The sequence below is a fragment of the Rhodococcus sp. SB1D genome, from assembly GCF_048573875.1.
GTDB classification, from domain to species: Bacteria; Actinomycetota; Actinomycetes; order Mycobacteriales; family Mycobacteriaceae; genus Rhodococcus_F; species Rhodococcus_F qingshengii.
On sequence record NZ_JBMAIQ010000005.1, the window covers coordinates 267830 to 283873 of the forward strand.

Sequence of the window (16044 nt, forward strand, 5' to 3'; positions counted from 1 at the left end):
CTCATGGCATCCAAAGGAGACCTGACAAGGGCACGGCTCGCAGAATCCATGCTCGAGCTCATCCAGACCAGCGGCTACAGCGGCACGGGCCTGAACGCCGTGATCGAACACGCCGCAGCGCCGAAAGGGTCGATCTACTTCCACTTCCCCGACGGGAAGGAAGGCCTGGGCGTCGCAGCGATTGAGCTCGCCACGAAGGCATTCGGGACGCTGATTGCAGAGGCCGCGATTTCCCGGGTCGATGCGGCCGAGGCAGCACGCGCCGCGATCGAGGCCCTGACGACCATCGTCAGCGAGAGCAACTTCCGGCGGGGTTGCCCGGTCTCTGTCGTCACCCTGGAGATGGGCGCGGAGAACGAGCGTCTGCGGCAGGCGTGCGCCGCTGCCTTTGAGTCGTGGATCGCCCTGACAACCGCGTTTCTCGAGGCCAGCGGCGTTGTCCCCGACGAGGCCCGATCCCTGGCGACCGTTGTTGTGTCGACGATCGAGGGGGCGGTCATCGTCTCTCGCGCTACGCAAAACACGCAACCCCTGATTTCGGCCGCTGACATCGTTGCGGAGCTCATCAACCAGCGCTGCCAGACCGTTGGCGGAACGCGATGACTCCACGCGACGTCTCCCGTCACGCCCTGGTCTTCGGGGCCTCAGGTCTGGTCGGTCGGCACCTCGTCCTGACCCTCGCCGAGGCTGGTACGAACGTCACGGCGGCAGTTCGGACCGCCGAGTCCGGGGCCCGTGTCGAGCGATGGGTCAGAGAGCATGGCCTGACGCGGAGCATCAGCACGACCATCGTCGACTTCGACGCTCCTGAAATCGTCGCGGGTGGCCCATCGGCGTTCCCTTTCATCACAGAGATCCACAACTGCGCCGGGTCCTACCGATTCGGAATGACCGCCCAGGAGGCACGCAGCGCGAACGTCGGCATCGTCGAGAAGCTGATCGACTTCGCCAAGGACCTCCCCAACCTGCAGCGCGTGATCCACGTGTCGGGCTACCGCGTCGGCGGACAAGACCCCACAACGGTTCCATGGCCCGACGATCACCGCACCGCGGTTTACAAGGACCTTGGCGCCTACGAAGCGTCAAAAGTGGAATCCGACGCAATCTTCCAGGCCCGAGCCCTCAAGCACGGAGTTCCCTGGACCATTGTCAATCCGTCCAGCGTGATCGGCGACAGCGCCACCGGGGAATCCGACCAGCACATCGGGCTGGCCAGCACAGTCGAGCAGATTTGGAACGGCACCGCAGCAGCGTTGCCTGGAAACGAATCGACGTTTCTCCCGATCGTCACGGTCGACTATCTGGCGGCCTTCATGACGGCAGCTGCGGTCGATCCCGCTGCTGAGGGCATGGCCTACTGGGTTCTCCACGACGACACCCCACCGCTAGCGGACCTGCTCACACACGTCGGTCGGCATCTCGGTGCGAAGGTCCCGCGGGTCAGGATTCCGATCGGCGTCATCAAGCGGCTCCCGCAGCAGATCACCAAGGCCGATCCCGAGACCCTCACCTTCATGTCCGCCGACCGCTATCCGACAGAGTCCGCCGTCGAGTTCGCCGACAGACACGGGATCCTGATGCCCGACGTGCTGGTGTCCCTCGAACGGTGGGCCGACTACCTGGCAGCGCATCGGTTTGGTGCCGTCATGTCCGCCGACCGTCGATTCGTCGACGTCGGCGGCCTGAGGACATTTGAGCTCGGCGTACGAGGATCGAGTCGGGTGATTCTTCCCGGCATGCCCGTGAACGCGGACACGTGGGCAGAGGTAGCTGCCGGCATCGAGGGGCGGGTCGTCGACTTGCCCGGCCTCGGCCTCAGTAGCGGGGCCGGCGTTCAGGACTGGGATGAGTGGCTGCCGGCGGTAGTAGCTGGTGAACCTGCTGACCTCGTCGGCCACTCCATCGGTGCGGCTGCTGCAGTAGTTGCGGCTGACCGGTTCCCGGCGCAGGTGAAGTCCCTCACGTTGATCGCACCGTTCTTCCTCCAGGCCCCGATGGGTTCCTCGGCCAGACTGAAGCCGCTCGTACGCGCCTACTTGCGACACGCAGACCCGGCACGGCTCTCACGCAAACTGACCGGATCAGAAGCGAGCGCGGATTCTCTCGTTTCCAGTCTCAGTGACCTCGAGCGAAGCAGTTCCAAGAGCGTGGCCGAGCATCTCGCCCGTGCGGGATCGAAGCGGTGGCGTGCTGAACTCCAAGAAGCGCTTAGGCGATTCAGTGGCCCGGTCCGCATCATCACAGGAAGCAAAGACCCAATCGACCCGGCCGCGGTTGCGCAGCTCGAGTCACTTCCGAACATCAAACTGATCTCGCTGCCGGGTGCCGGGCACCATCCGCAACTAACCCATACCGATGCTCTCGTCGATCTGCTCGAGGGATCGCTCGCGTGACATAGACGCCTGCGGTTTCAGCAGCTGACAGAGATACGGGCATCCAATCTGTAGCTGGCCAGTCTGTCGGTGACCATCACACTCAGCACAACTCCAGTCCTTTGAGCAGTCGACGTAAGAGCTTCATGGCTGCCGAAGTGTTCACCAGGGCGTCAGTAAAACTGCGTTCCGCTTGAGCTCGCATGGAGTCACCTAGGAGAGCGCTATCCGCCATTCCCACGGCAATGGAAGCCACCGAATCCCACCCCAGCGATCATCTGAAGCCTCCTCGAATGCGTTGTTGCTCCGGATCAGTGACAACCGGGGAGGTCGACGGGCCGTGCAGTATTCGAATCGCGCAGTGTTCCTTCACTTCAATTGCAACGGAGGGGAGGGTTGAGTGGCTCGAGGCCGCATCACCGGAACCCGATACGAGTAGCGAGGCAACATGATCGGCGGGGCCGGCGCTGCAGCTTCGAGGGTGCCCGCCGCGAGCCTGGTGAGCAACACCCCATCGCCGGCGGCATCAACCTCGTCGGCATCAGGCGGGTCCTCGAACTCGAGGACAGCACCGCAGCACTACGCCGCGACAACGCGCAAACAACACTGAAATCCGCACAGCCAGAAGGACACACCGCACAGTAAGGACCACCGCCATGGAAAACGACCGCGTACCCGCAGCCGTCGACGCGACGCCCGACGCCGACTACATCGAACAATCAATACCCGTCGTCCAGGACGAAAACCTCTGAGTGAGTCACGGCACCTCATGGAGAGTTCGCCGTTCACACACCAACGGCGCAGATAAACTGTGGAAGATCGTGACGTCTACGAGCTACTTCCGAGGCCGCGAGCGCTTGCGTCGCCCCACAAAAAGAATCGCCGAGCTACTTGCGTTCGAATGGCGTAGCCGCGAGGACGGTTACGTGAAATTCCGGTTCCCTGCCACCGCCATTCGGACTCACATGTTCAACGTCCCCACATCACTACTCCCCTTCCGTCGAGCCGGCCACGCCCGAACTGCCTTCCGCCCGGAGAAAACCGCCAACGCTCCCGTCACCAATGACAGCGAACTGCTCAAAGCCACGATCAGCGTCGGACTCGATCCGACCAAGTGACCACTCGAACCCCGCCACAACCTGACCGTCTGCCCCACAGCGTATTCGTGCGCGCTGGAGCACTCGACGAACGATTCGATGTGGTCCACCTCGTCCTGCGCCCATCCCACCGTATAGGTGCGCGGATGCACACAACGGCCCAGCGTGGCACCGTCCTCCACGTCCAGCACCCTCGCTTCGACAGCAGGACCCATACCACCGGAGATCGACTGCACAGCAATGCTGAACGTCACCACCGCGCAGATGAGTGCTGCCAGAGCAAGTATCGACAATGCGGCGACGATCCACATCCCCCTCCGCTCGCCCACCGTATCCACCCTCGACCTCATAGATTCTTGATATGACATCTACGGCCCGATACAAAATCGAGCCAACCGCGAACTCGCGCGGAGCCTCCACGACTGCCAGCGAACGAGACACACTCCCGGCCCATTGCAGGGGCCGACGCCGAGAGCCTCAAACGAGAGCCGACCCTGTCAAGCCGCTGGTCGCCTTTCGGAGACGGCGGGATCGCCAACCGATCTCCGTGAAGTTGCATCAGACGCAACGTTATTGGCCTCTTTTCGGGACAGATTGCTCGCCATCTCCTGTGGTCATCGGCGCCCGGTTGAGTCGGCTTCGTCAGCGAACCTTGTCGGGTGGAGACCGTGTCGGTCAGCTCGTTACGCCGCGTTAAGAACCTGAAAACTCGGGGAGCAAACCTTCCTTTCCCAGGTGAAGCGGCGGATTATCGAAGTGGCCGCGCATCTGGTTACCGCGCGGCATGTCGAGCGCGCCTGAAGGCACAACGGGCCGGGAGGTCACATGCTGCTACATCAATCGATCGGGTTGGAGCGCTTCAACGAACTACCGCGGCAGAAGGCAGTTCACGCATTGTTCGAGTGCTGCTGCTCGCTGACGTGGGCCGGGTGGGTCAGCGACGGACGTCCGTTCGCCGACCACGCGGAGATCCTCTCGCGCGCCGAGGACGCGATTCTCAACCTCTCGGACGAGGACGTCGAACGCGCCCTGCAATGCCATCCACCCGTAGGCGTGCGCAAGAACAGCGTGCCGTCCCACCTCGAGCAATGCTCGATCTGGGTTCCGGACGACGCCGTCATGGCAACCATCTATCGCGCCGGCGAGGAGTACGAGCGGAACTTCGGCTTCCGGTATCTGTGGTGTTCGCACGGCCACGACGCCGACGACCTGCTCGAGAACATCGGCCAGCGCATGTCCAACGAACGGTCCGTCGAGCGCAAGGTCTGCGTCGACGAGCTCGCCAAGATCACGCGGACGAGGATCGAGCGCATGCTGGGACCCGAGGACGGCTATCCCGAGTACTGAAAAGAAGAGCGGGTGCAGCGCTTTCGCGCCGCACCCGCTTTCATGCTCTGAATCGATCAGAGATCGAACTCGGCCGGAGAGATTCCGACTGCAAAACACATGTCGCGTACGACGCCGCGCTCGTGCTCGTCGAAGTTGCCGTCCGCGCCGCCGATGATGATGCCGATCTGGATGACTGCGCGGGCCTGATCCTGCTTCGACTTGAGCTTGGCGATGGTCGCGGTTGCCTCGACCTTGCCGAACTCGTAGTCCGAGGACAGCTTGCTGCAGTACCAGTCGAACTGCTCACGAAGCTCGTCCGGCGGGAAGACCGCGAGCGACTCGTTGCTCATGATCAGCGCGGCGGTCTTCTGACGCTCCGACGGATCGATCGAACCGTCTGCGGCGGCGATCAACGCGCACATTGCCATGCTCGCGTTCTTGAATTCCTTGTTCTGGAACTGGCTGGTCTTTGTCTTGAGCTGGCCGTTCATCTCCTGAGCCTTAGCCTTCAACTGATCCCAGAATGCCATGAGTCTCCTCGAGTATTGCCGCCACACACCGCGCGTGGTCGTACCACCACTCTGCCTGTGCGCTCGGCAATCCGCCATCGGCCGCTAGGTGCGGTCGAACACTGCCAGAATTCGCGACTCGGAGATCGGGTCGAGCACGTCCGGGGTGAAGTGCCATTGCGTGCGGGTCCACGGATCGTGAACCTCCGTCTGCCCTGCTGCCGAAAGATGTTGGCACCCCTCGGACAGCGCGGCGACGGATTCTTCCGCGAAGTTCGACTCATCCTCTCCGACAATCAGTATCGACAAACCGATTGCCGGTCCGCGTTCGGCGAGGAACATGATGGTCTGTGCGTCTTCGGCGGAATATCCGTGCGGGAAATCGCTGAGGATCAACAGGCGCAGGGAACTCGGGCCATCTGCGACACCACTCATTCGCGCGAGTTCGCCCATGTCGACGGCCTCGGCCAGTGCCCGCAAGCGCGCCGAGATCTCGGTGTGAGCGGTGATGACCGGCCCCGCGAGCATCGGTGCCAGTCGGTCGGTCAGTGGCGTGAGCGAGCCGGTCAGGTCGACGACGTCGAGTAGCGGCATCGGGCCGGCGGCCATGACGCGCACGGTGACGGCACTGATCAGACCGAGCGCTGCTTTGCTCGACGTACTGTCCACCCAGATCGGCCGGCGCAGTGGCAACGGGACGCAGTAGGGAACGGTGAGTGTGCCGCGGTCCGGAGCCGACAGCTCGCCAAGACGCATTCCGTCGCTGACGGCCGTGATCTGGGCCGGATCGGTTGTACCCGCCCAGGACACCGACTTCCACGACGCCATCGACCGTGGGAGCACGCCGTCGATCACGCCGAGTTCGTGCGCAAGCTGAGCGCTGTCGCGGGCGTGATTGTCCCGCGCGAGTGAGACGAGGTCGTCGTGACGCTTCTGTGCGGCATCGCGCGCCGCCACTCCCGCTGCCGAGTTCCGCAACGACGGATCTGCGACGGCAGCGGTCAGATCTTCGTCCAAACGGGCAAGCGCGTACTCGCTGCTGGAGACGAAGGAAGCGGCAGATCGTGAGGCATCCTCGAAGATCATCCACGCGCGCTCGAGGCCGCGGCCCACCTCCAACGGCTCCACCGCGGAGTCCCACGCGGGCGCGGCTGTCGGGGCTGGTTGTGCCGGCTCGTCGTCCACCTCGACGCCGTGCACCGAGATCAGTTCCGCCAGACCACCCGCATAGCCCTGCCCGACGGCCCGGATCTTCCAGGCACCGGACTTTCGGTACAGCTCCCAGCAGATGACCGCTGTCTCGGTACCTGCGGTGGGGATCGCGAATTCGGCCAGGACCGAACCGGATTGATCGCTCAGGGTGGCGGAGAGCCCGGCCGTGCGAAAGGCTCCCGCGGCCGTCGCTGCCGGATCCACGCTCACGATGCACAACACGGCCGCCGCATCGGGGTGAAGTCGATCGAGTTCCACCCGAATGCCACTCTCGTCGAGTTGCACTCCAGCGGTGGACGGTTGGTTGTAGAAAACGAAGTCCGCGGACGTCAATGCCCGCAGGTTCGCGTCCGCTACCAGCGCCGACACGTCGAACGGCGTCTGGCTCTCGGCTCGAAACGTCACCACGGGCGCCTGCAGCGGCGCGTTCTGTCCGGGAACAAAAGTCATACCCACAGCAGCGAACTATGCCATGACCGGGCTCTCTCGGTCAGCCTTGCACGTCCGCCACCACTAGATCGGCCACCGCGGTCATCCCAGCGTCCGTGAAGTGCAAGCGCTGCGCCGTCGACTCCGAGAACAGGCCTTCGAACCAACGCTGATCTGCACTCGCACATGCGTCGTGCCCGCCGGCGATGCTCGCCGCCGCAATGTCGACAGTGCGCACACCGTGGGCGTGGGCGACCTCGTCGAACTTCGTGTTGTAGCGAGCGAAGTAGTCCATGAACCAGGATGCGTCGGCGTCTGAGAACGGAATGTTCGGCCAGCATCCGCGAGAGGAGATCATGCCGCCCTCTCCGATCAGGTAGATGCGAGCGTTAGGCGCGCGCTGCGTGACCGCAGTCAGGATGCGATCCAATTCTCCGGCAGCCCGGTCGATTCCGGATTGGGCGACGGAATTCGCGAGCGGGTCGTACCGGCATCCACGATCGGTTCCTGGCCCCGGAGCGACGCACAGGGGACCGAGGAAGATGCTGTTGGAGTCGTTGCCGCCGATCGAGATGGTGATCAGGTCGGTGTCCGGGTGAACGGCATCGAGTTGGACAGGCCAGTAGTTCGGAATCAGCTGTGGAGTGTCGATGATGTTCTCGGCGCGTGCCGCGCTGCAAGAGACGTCGGTGAACTCCGCGACCTCGAGTGCCCGAGAGATCTTGCCCGCGAAGTTCTCGTACGAACGCGAACAGGCGTCGGGGTACATCGGTTCCAGCCTTGGACCGGAGGCACGGGAGTCACCGAGGGCGACGTACTTGATCCCGGTGCCGGATACTCCTGACCGAGTTTCCGACTGGGGCACCGAAGCCTGCGCGATTCCGGTGCTCACGAGCGCCAGCACAACGCCTGCGACGGCCGCCGCCCGACCGAGAAGTTTCCCTCCAATGATCATCTACTGTGCCAAGTCCTCTCGCGCACGGCCGCTCGACTGACGGCTCGACATGCCGCATGAGGTTAACGCACAGAGGGGAAACGATGTCCGGTTCGACGGACGGCGACCGAAATCACCTACCGCCGAACCGGATTCATCTCGACTATGCAGTCTCGACTCAAGCAGTGAGGAAACGGCCCAGCTGCGGCGCAGCTTCTCCTGCGTGCTTGGCCTGGATACCTTCACCGATGGCCTGCAGCTTCCATTCACCGTTCACGCGGTATACCTTTGCCATCACCATTCCGGTGAAAGCCATGCCGCCCTGGAGCGTGTATCGAGCGAGCTCGGAGTTGGTGGTGCTGTCCACGAGACGGCAGAAAGCGTTGGAGACCTGCTCGAACGTGTGTCCGCGGTACGAGGTCACGGTGAAGATCACGGTGGTCACGTGAGCCGGGACCCGCTGCAGATCGACGAGCATGACCTCGTCGTCGCCGTCTCCGTCGCCGGTCAGGTTGTCACCCATGTGACGGACCGAGCCGTCCTTGGACGTCAACTGACCGTAGTAGCAGACGTCGACGAGGTTGCCGTCGGCGTACAGGAGTGCCGAAGCGTCGAGGTCGACGTCGGCGGTACGGCTTCCGAACAGGCCGCTCTTCTTGATCGGATCCCAACCCAGACCCATCTGGATCATGGTGAGCGCGACGCCGCCCTCCTTGCGGAGTGTGACCTTCTGGCCCTTGGTCAGGCTGACGGGGCGTCCCTTGACCAGGCTCACCTCGGGCTGCTGCGCCGGCGGCTGGTTCTGCACGGGAGGCGCCGGGGGTGCCTGGTTGTACGTCGGCTGCTGGTTGTACGTCGGCTGCTGGTTGTACGCAGGCTGCTGCGCCGGCGGGTAGGCCGGCGGCGTCGGTCCCTGGTTGTAGGCAGGCGGCTGGTTGTACGCGGGCGGGGCCGGCGGAACCGGCGGCGCGTTGTACGAAGGCTGCTGCTGCGGCGGCTGGTTGTACGCCGGCGGTGTAGGAGCGACGGACGAGGGCGGGGTGATCGGCGCCGGAGCCGCGACCGGAGTGGGAGGCGGCGGTGGTGCATCGTCGACGGACACACCATGATCGGTGACCAGCGCGGCAAATCCACCCGCGTACCCCTGGCCGACGGCGCGCACCTTCCATGCACCCTGGCGTCGGTACACCTCGAGCGCGATGACGATGGACTCGGTGGTGAGGCCGTCGATCACGTACTCGTACAACACGTTCCCGGCCGCATCGGAGACCCGAGCGGTCGGTGCAGCAGTGCGCCCGAAGTTCGACGAAGCGTCGTCGAGCGTGATGACGGCGCGAACCTGCTCGATATCGGCGGGTACGCCGGCGAGTGAGACTCGGAGTGAGGCAATGCCACCCGGGTTGGGTACCAATTGCACGCCGGGTCCGGTCGGCTGGTTGAAGAAGACGAAGTCGGCGTCGGAACGAACTTTTCCGTTGCTCGTCACGAGGAGTGCAGACAGGTCAGCGGCCGCAGCCAGCTGAACCGAGACAACTACATCCGAGACGTCCAGCGGGCCGTTCTGCCCTTTGGCAAGCGATACAGACAACTAAATCCCCTTCATAGAGAGCGTGTATTACCCGAGCGCGGAAGAGAACCACCGCAAGATCTCCGCGCTCGCTGCGATACCGGACCTTTCTGTCACAGTAACGGTCGGCCGTTGCCAATTCAGTTCTTCCAGCTCACCGTGCCTGGGCCTGATCGCGAAATCGGAGTATTCGAGCATGTCCGCATCCAATGCGCCATCACCAGCCGAGATCACGACGGCGGACTGATCCAGATCACCCGACTCGACCAGTCTGCGGCGCACCTCTGCCAGCGCGCGTGACTTCGAGACAGCGTCGGGCATCGTGTAGATCTTCCGGCCTTGACGAGAGACGTTCCAGCCCCGCGCCACACACCAGTGATTCCATTCGGTCTCGAATTCACTCGGCATCACGGCCAGATCGACGACCAGGTACGGAAACAGATCGTCGGCAACACGAATGGAGCTGACCCAACTCGAGTCGATGCGCGATTCCAGTTCCGCCTGAACCTGCGGCAACTCGGCGCCGGCCTTGCGGGTCGAACGGTCGATCTCGTTTCGCCACTCGCGATCGGCTTCGCCGTCCACCAGGATGTTTCCGCCGTTGCTCGTGATCGCGTACTTCCACGGTCCGCCGGGGAGATCGATCCGCTGAAACTGTGCGATGGTCCGGGTCGTTGTCGGAATCACCGGAACCCGCGAGCTGAGCGCAGTCAGCAGTTCGATCGATTCGACGCTCATGTGCGAGAGCGGACCGCCGTTGTAGTACTCGACGCACAGCGGGCTCGGTGCCGAATCCAGGTCGGAGCCACTGGGATCGCCGCCGATCGCGGCCTGCGAATAGATCATCGTGCGGTCCAGATCCGTGGCGATCAGGACCTGGGACGCAGCGGTGTCCACACGGCTCACGTGATGTCCTTGATCAGGCCGACACACGAGTAGGCGAGATCCGGGACGACCTCGACCGGGACCCCACGGGCCTGTGCCAACAACCGGATGTGTGCGTGCTCCGGGGCTTCGAGTTCGCGCACCAGAACCTTCCAGGGAAGCCGGCGCAGCAGCACCCTGGTTGTTTCTCCGACACCGGGTTTGACGAAGTTGACCGTCGAGATCCCGTACTCGGCCTGCACCTTCTCCACCGACTCCCAACCGGCCCAGGTCGGCGTCCGATCGGAATCGAGCACTGCAGCAAGAGAATCCGCTGCGTCGCCGCGAACCGAATCGAACTCGGCCGAGACCACGTCGAGCAACCTGTTGGAAACGTCGACGTCGGCGAGGTCGGCGTAGAACTTGGCGCCGTGGAAATCGCCGGGCCCGATGAGGGTGTCGTTGAGGACAGTTCGTGAGACCAAGCCGGACACCGTCGAATTGAGGCACGCCGACGCGATCAGGAAGTCGTCACGGGTCCCGTACGTTCGCACGCAGTGTCCGGGGTCGGCGAGAACAGCCAGATCGGAGTCGAACTTCGCTCCGCCTGCCTCGTGGTACTCCGTCAACGCTGCGTCGAGTTCGCGGGCGATGGCGCCCTTGCCCGTCCAGCCGTCGACGAAGACGACGTTCTCCGAGTCGTGATGGTGCGCAAGATAATCGAGTGCGACGGAATCGATTCCTTTGCCACGGACGATGGACACCGCATAGTGCGGCAACGTCAACCCGCGGGTCTGCTGGGCCCAGCGCCGCATCAGAATCCCGATCGGTGTTCCGGCCCGGGCGAGTGAGACCAGCGTGATGTCACTCCCCCGCTCGGCCAAGACCAGGTCCATCACGGTCCCGACAGCGCGCGCCAACCGTGGAGCGCTCTCGGCGAGCACCGTCTCGAAAAGATCCCGGTATGCCTGATCGGGTTGGTACTCGATGGGGAGAGACTCGGCATAGTGCGCCTCACCCGACTGAATACGCTTCTCGCGCACGGATACATCCGCTTCGAGATCCACGTGCGAGAGATCCTTGAGCAGCCACTTCACTTCGCCCGGCGCGTACGAACCGAATTCGGGCCCGACCAATGGTTCGTTCATGACGAGCTCCCTGCTCTGGAATCTCGCAGCGCCGACGGATCGGCCCCGCGAACGGTGGCGACCAGGACGTCGGTGCCGGAGTTCCGCAACACCTCGACCACTCCGTCCATCGCCGTCAACCGATCGGTGTCGGCGGGCTCGTCGATGACCAGCAACGCAAGGGCGTCGACCGCCGCATCAGGCCACTGCGCGTTGTAGACGTATCGAGGGTCGTTCTCACCCAGTTCGGGCGCCGGAAAGGTGAACCCGCGACGCAGCGGGTATCCCGGCACGTCGACGACGTACGCGGGTGAGCGAGTTGTGGTCTGGTAACGAACTGCTCGCCCAGAGCTTTCCAAGCCCGCAGCGATGCGCAGTGGCAGGTACATCAACTCCTCGTGACCGATCACGATCACAGCACGCGACGCGTCGATCGACGATTTGAGAATGGACACCGCTGCCTCGACGGCTGACTCGAATGCCGCGGTGTCGCCATCGAGAAAGCCGTGCCTGCCACCGTCGGGGACATGTGCCGGCCACGGCAGATCGATCCGTGCCAGCGTGCCACGGCGGTCACCGATCGGATTGAGATCCGGAGCATCCAGCGCCGTGACGCGCTCGGTCAGGCCGTCGGGCAGGACCGTCGAACCCGAAGCGAGAGAGACGTAGTCGATTCGTACATTCAACTCTGCCGCCGCGGCTTCGCCGGCGACTCGGTGTTCCTCGGTTCTCATGTCCACCAGCGAGGCCACGACGTAGCGGCTTCGCGGGCATTGCCCGTGCAGCGCCCGGATGGCATCGATCGCGGTGGCGCCGGTGGAGATCTCGTCGTCGACGAGGACCAGAGGCAGGTCGTTCTCGAACAGTTCGGCGGACGTCGGCTGCATCAGATGGCTCGTGGCGTGCGAGTGCCCCTCCTCGAATCCGGCGAGCGTCGTAGCCCCTGGTACGTCTCGGCGCGTGGAGTGCAGGTAGCAGTGAGCGTGGAGGCGAGCTGCGACGCAGTGGCCCAAACCTGTTGCGGTTTCGGCAAATCCGAGAACGACGACGTCGACACCCTCACCGAGGGTTGTCCGCACCAGATCGCCGAGGTCGTCGGCAGCGCCGATGACCACGGACGGCTCGGTGGGCACGTGCTTTCCCAGCACGGTGGACACCAGCAGATGAGCGCGACGCGGATTCCGCCGAAGTCCCGGGATCACCAGATCGGGCACCGAATGCCCGAGTGACGAATCACCGTGAACGAGGTCCAAGCCGAATTCTGCTGTAGCCCAGGGAACGTCCTTGGACTGGACAAGCTCTGTCATCGATCGACCAACGCCGTCAGCAACTCGACGAACGTGATTCCCTTGTTGGTCACACCGAACACGTGAGCTCGGAGCGCAGTCTGATGGGCCCAATTGCGGTGCGGCTTCATCTCGTTCATCTTGTTCCGGTAGCCGGACGCCTGAACTCCCCCGGCGTCGGCACCGAGAATGTCGAGGGCATCGTGATATTCCTCGTGCGTGACGGCGGACAATGCATTGACCGCTGCGACGTGCGACGGGTGGATGACCGTCTTGCCCTGGATTCCGTTGGCTCGGTCCAGCGCGATCTCACGGAGCAGACCGTCGAGGTCGCGGCTGACGAGATGCTGACGGAACCGGACGGCGTCGTGTTCCTCGAACGGGGTGGCGCGCAGCATCGGCCGGAACATGCGTTCGTGATCGGCGAAGTACTCCCACACGGGCCCGGTGATGACAAAACCCGAACCGTCCGCGCGCCCGAGATAGTTGACGATGTCGGCGATGACGTCGACCACCACGCGCACGTCGTAGATGGTCAGATCGCGGTCACGACGGATGCCGAAGGTGCTGCACATGTCGGTGGCGCCGATGCGGACGGCAAGGATTCGATCGCGGTGTTGCGCGAGAATCCCACTGATGGTGCGCAATTCGAGATCGCGAGTATCGCGGTGCACAAGCGCGGGTGATTCGAGTACCGGCATCGCGTAGAGATGCTTGCCCAGCAACTCGGATGCGTCCGCGACGGCGTCGAGAAACACGGGGCCGGACTCGCTGCCGAACTTCGGGATGACGAACCCGGTGAGCGCGGCGCGCCCCTCGGTCAACGACGCGGCGACCTTGTGGATGTCCGCGACTTCACGGACCCGTACGAACAGCAGCATGCCGACGGCGTCGGTGGACGCGATCTTGTCGAGAGCGTCAACCGCGTTCGCTCGCGCCGACTCCACCTCGTGATCCGCGACGGCGTCCTCGAGATCAAGCACCATCGAGCTGACGCCCTCGGACGCACGCTTGACCACGATGTCGGCCAACCCGGCTCGGGTGGCAGGAACGTAGAGAGTTGCACCCAGAGCAATCGCGAGCAGATCCCTCTCGTCGGAATCCGCGAACGATCGAGGCGCATGCAGGAACAGTTGCTCCCGCACGTCATCCTCGAGATGTTGAAAGTGCTGCATTTCTCTTCTCTCTGTAACCGCAATCAAGTCCATGAAACGACCCCCTGTGACAACGCGTCGAGCAACTCCGATCCCCCGATCGGCCCGACCATTCAGTTTTTGCCGGCTCGCGCCCGCATCTTCTCGACAACTTCGGTGATGAACGTCGATACCGAGTCCAGCTGTAATACATACGACCAGTAGTCCGGATGAGTTCCCGACAGTGACGCACTCGCTCGCTCGATCCTTGCTAGTTGAGCATCGAGTACGGAGCCCCACTCCGCCACCAACCCTTGGTTAACAGCGAACATCTGGGCGTCTTTCAGCCGGAAACGAACCTCACGTTCCTTTTGGCTCGGATCTGCCCGGACTGCACGCAGAGTAGCGAGACGGTCCGTCACGGCGTCGGCACACGCTTCGGCGTCGGCGAGGTGCACGCGGGCTTCGGCCATCAAAGCCAGTGCATGTTCGGGGTTTCCCGCAGCCAGCGACTGCTTCGCTTCCTTGAGATCGATGTCGGCCTGATCGATATGCGCTCGGCTGCGACTGCTGTTGTCGACGAGGTCAGCAGAACTCGCGGCGTTGAACTCGCGCAGCAATGCGGAGTACGCCGGATCCAGGCGGTCCACTCGAGTGCGCACTGCCGACAACCTGGTCGAGACCGAGGAAATCGTCATCTCGGCACGGTGCTGGGTCGACGGGGCTTCTGCCAATGCTTCCTCGAGCGCCGATACCGCTTCGCGGACACTCTCGGCCCGCGTGCGGACTGCGTCGGCGCGACCGGATGAGCGCGCATTGTCGAGCGCTGCAACCGCGTCGTCGAGGTGTTCGGAGGCCGTCACCACCGACGGGTACTCGCGATAGCGCTGATCGGTGGCAGCCAGTTTTTCCCGGACGGCGTTCGCCAGGGTTCGGGCCTGCTGGCCGAGGACGGGAATGGCGGACATCGTGACCGTCGCCTGCTCGAGGTGCGCACGATGCCCGTTGTAGAAGGCGTCGACGCCCTTTGCCGCCTCGACGAGTTCGGCTACCGACTTTTCGAACGCCGCCCGAGCACCGTTCGGGTTCTGGTGGAGTACTTGATCGTTGCCATAGCGCTCGGATGTGTCGAGGTAGTCCGACGCAGCCTGGAAGCACCGATCCCGAACGGGTTCCCACGCAGCGCGCAGCCCTCGCTCGGGGTACAGCTCGGCGGAAGCGTCGACTGCTGCCGACGCGATGGTCTGCCGCTTGTCCATGTCGAGGAACGCCGAAACCATGGCCGTCTGCGCCTCCCGCGCACGACTGACCGACTCCCCCACTCTTGCCCCCCGATTGAAGCGCTCCGACCATCTTCCCACCACGATTGAATCCTACGGGTCCAGCACTTCGCTTCTCGGTTCGTAATTCTGCTGTTACGGCGAACACACCGGAACTGCGGTTAGGGTGGTGGAGGTAAACACACTCCCAAGACGACTTCGCGTCGTAGTGGGCCTTGTCTCTCCTCTTGAAAGGACCCCTGAATGGGCGTCAGCTTGACCAAAGGCGGCAATGTCTCTCTCACGAAGGAGGCCCCGAACCTGACTGCAGTGGTCGTCGGCCTGGGCTGGGACGCACGTTCCACCACCGGAGCTGCTTTCGACCTCGACGCCAGCGCAATCGGCGCAGGCTCGAACAAGAAGGTCCTCTCCGACCAGCACTTCATCTTCTTCAACAACCTCCGTTCGCCCGACGGCTCGATCGAGCACAAGGGTGACAACACGGACGGCGAAGGCGAAGGCGACGACGAGCAGATCGACGTGAACCTCGCAGCGGTTCCTGCCGAGGTCGAGAGCGTTGTCTTCCCCGTTTCGATCTACGACGCAGAAGCTCGCTCGCAGTCCTTCGGCCAGGTCCGCAACGCGTACATCCGCGTCGTCGACAAGTCGAACGGCAACGAGCTCGCTCGTTACGACCTCTCCGAGGACGCTTCCACCGAGACCGCCATGGTCTTCGGTGAGCTGTACCGCAACGGTGCAGAGTGGAAGTTCCGCGCAATCGGCCAGGGCTACGCGTCCGGCCTCGCGGGCATCGCGCGCGATTACGGCGTCAACGTCTGATCTTCGCTCTCGACGAGCTGACTCGGGGAAGGTTCCGCAGTAGTCTGTGGAACCCTCCCCGTTTTCACGTTCGGATGCGGTGAGAG

General features: G+C 63.6%; 14 protein-coding genes. 4 read left to right on the forward strand and 10 right to left on the reverse strand.

Annotated features, from left to right (window positions below; all coding sequences use genetic code 11):
• Positions 1-48: 48 nt before the first annotated feature.
• Both ACN50D_RS14510 and ACN50D_RS14515 read left to right on the forward strand, forming a co-directional pair.
• Positions 49-603 (forward strand): TetR/AcrR family transcriptional regulator, encoded by a 555-nt coding sequence (locus ACN50D_RS14510; protein ID WP_007727029.1) that lies wholly within the window; start codon positions 49-51, stop codon positions 601-603.
• Positions 600-2393 (forward strand): alpha/beta fold hydrolase, encoded by a 1794-nt coding sequence (locus ACN50D_RS14515; protein ID WP_007727030.1) that lies wholly within the window; start codon positions 600-602, stop codon positions 2391-2393. The genes ACN50D_RS14510 and ACN50D_RS14515 overlap by 4 nt, the downstream gene beginning before the upstream one ends.
• A 940-nt stretch (positions 2394-3333) precedes the next feature.
• Here ACN50D_RS14515 and ACN50D_RS14520 read toward each other — a convergent pair.
• Positions 3334-3798: a hypothetical protein gene (locus tag ACN50D_RS14520; protein ID WP_193595668.1), complete on the reverse strand. Its 465-nt coding sequence runs from the start codon at positions 3796-3798 to the stop codon at positions 3334-3336.
• Positions 3799-4294: 496 nt separating this feature from the next.
• On the opposite strand from ACN50D_RS14520, the gene ACN50D_RS14525 reads away from it, so the two are divergent.
• Positions 4295-4816, forward strand: a complete 522-nt coding sequence (locus tag ACN50D_RS14525) for a 2-oxo-4-hydroxy-4-carboxy-5-ureidoimidazoline decarboxylase (RefSeq protein WP_007727034.1) — start codon at positions 4295-4297, stop codon at positions 4814-4816.
• A 56-nt stretch (positions 4817-4872) separates the two neighbouring features.
• Here ACN50D_RS14525 and ACN50D_RS14530 read toward each other — a convergent pair whose 3' ends face one another.
• The 9 genes from ACN50D_RS14530 to ACN50D_RS14570 all read right to left on the reverse strand — a co-directional run bounded on the left by ACN50D_RS14530 (position 4873) and on the right by ACN50D_RS14570 (position 15139).
• Entirely contained in the window at positions 4873-5328 is a 456-nt protein-coding gene (locus ACN50D_RS14530) for a tellurite resistance TerB family protein (RefSeq protein WP_003941110.1), read from the reverse strand.
• 84 nt (positions 5329-5412) lie between these two features.
• On the reverse strand, positions 5413-6969 hold the full coding sequence (locus ACN50D_RS14535) for a TerD family protein (protein WP_083745009.1): 1557 nt from the start codon (positions 6967-6969) through the stop codon (positions 5413-5415).
• A gap of 40 nt (positions 6970-7009) precedes the next feature.
• On the reverse strand, positions 7010-7903 hold the full coding sequence (locus ACN50D_RS14540; protein ID WP_211921376.1) for an SGNH/GDSL hydrolase family protein: 894 nt from the start codon (positions 7901-7903) through the stop codon (positions 7010-7012).
• A 157-nt stretch (positions 7904-8060) separates the two neighbouring features.
• Complete coding sequence (locus tag ACN50D_RS14545; RefSeq protein WP_003941186.1) at positions 8061-9470, reverse strand: TerD family protein; 1410 nt, start codon at positions 9468-9470, stop codon at positions 8061-8063.
• A gap of 27 nt (positions 9471-9497) precedes the next feature.
• Positions 9498-10355: an HAD family hydrolase gene (locus ACN50D_RS14550; RefSeq protein ID WP_082661496.1), complete on the reverse strand. Its 858-nt coding sequence runs from the start codon at positions 10353-10355 to the stop codon at positions 9498-9500.
• Positions 10352-11461: a cysteine protease StiP family protein gene (locus ACN50D_RS14555; RefSeq protein ID WP_003941082.1), complete on the reverse strand. Its 1110-nt coding sequence runs from the start codon at positions 11459-11461 to the stop codon at positions 10352-10354. Before ACN50D_RS14555 ends, ACN50D_RS14550 begins: the two co-directional genes overlap by 4 nt.
• Positions 11458-12747: a phosphoribosyltransferase family protein gene (locus ACN50D_RS14560; RefSeq protein WP_007727042.1), complete on the reverse strand. Its 1290-nt coding sequence runs from the start codon at positions 12745-12747 to the stop codon at positions 11458-11460. The genes ACN50D_RS14555 and ACN50D_RS14560 overlap by 4 nt, the downstream gene beginning before the upstream one ends.
• Entirely contained in the window at positions 12744-13901 is a 1158-nt protein-coding gene (locus ACN50D_RS14565; RefSeq protein WP_042950575.1) for an HpcH/HpaI aldolase/citrate lyase family protein, read from the reverse strand. The genes ACN50D_RS14560 and ACN50D_RS14565 overlap by 4 nt, the downstream gene beginning before the upstream one ends.
• 92 nt (positions 13902-13993) lie before the next feature.
• Entirely contained in the window at positions 13994-15139 is a 1146-nt protein-coding gene (locus tag ACN50D_RS14570) for a hypothetical protein (protein ID WP_007727045.1), read from the reverse strand.
• A 243-nt stretch (positions 15140-15382) separates the two neighbouring features.
• Here ACN50D_RS14570 and ACN50D_RS14575 point away from each other — a divergent pair, with 243 nt between their 5' ends.
• The gene (locus tag ACN50D_RS14575) at positions 15383-15958 is read left to right on the forward strand and encodes a TerD family protein (RefSeq protein WP_003941199.1); all 576 of its coding nucleotides are present in this window, start codon (positions 15383-15385) and stop codon (positions 15956-15958) included.
• Positions 15959-16044: the final 86 nt, after the last annotated feature.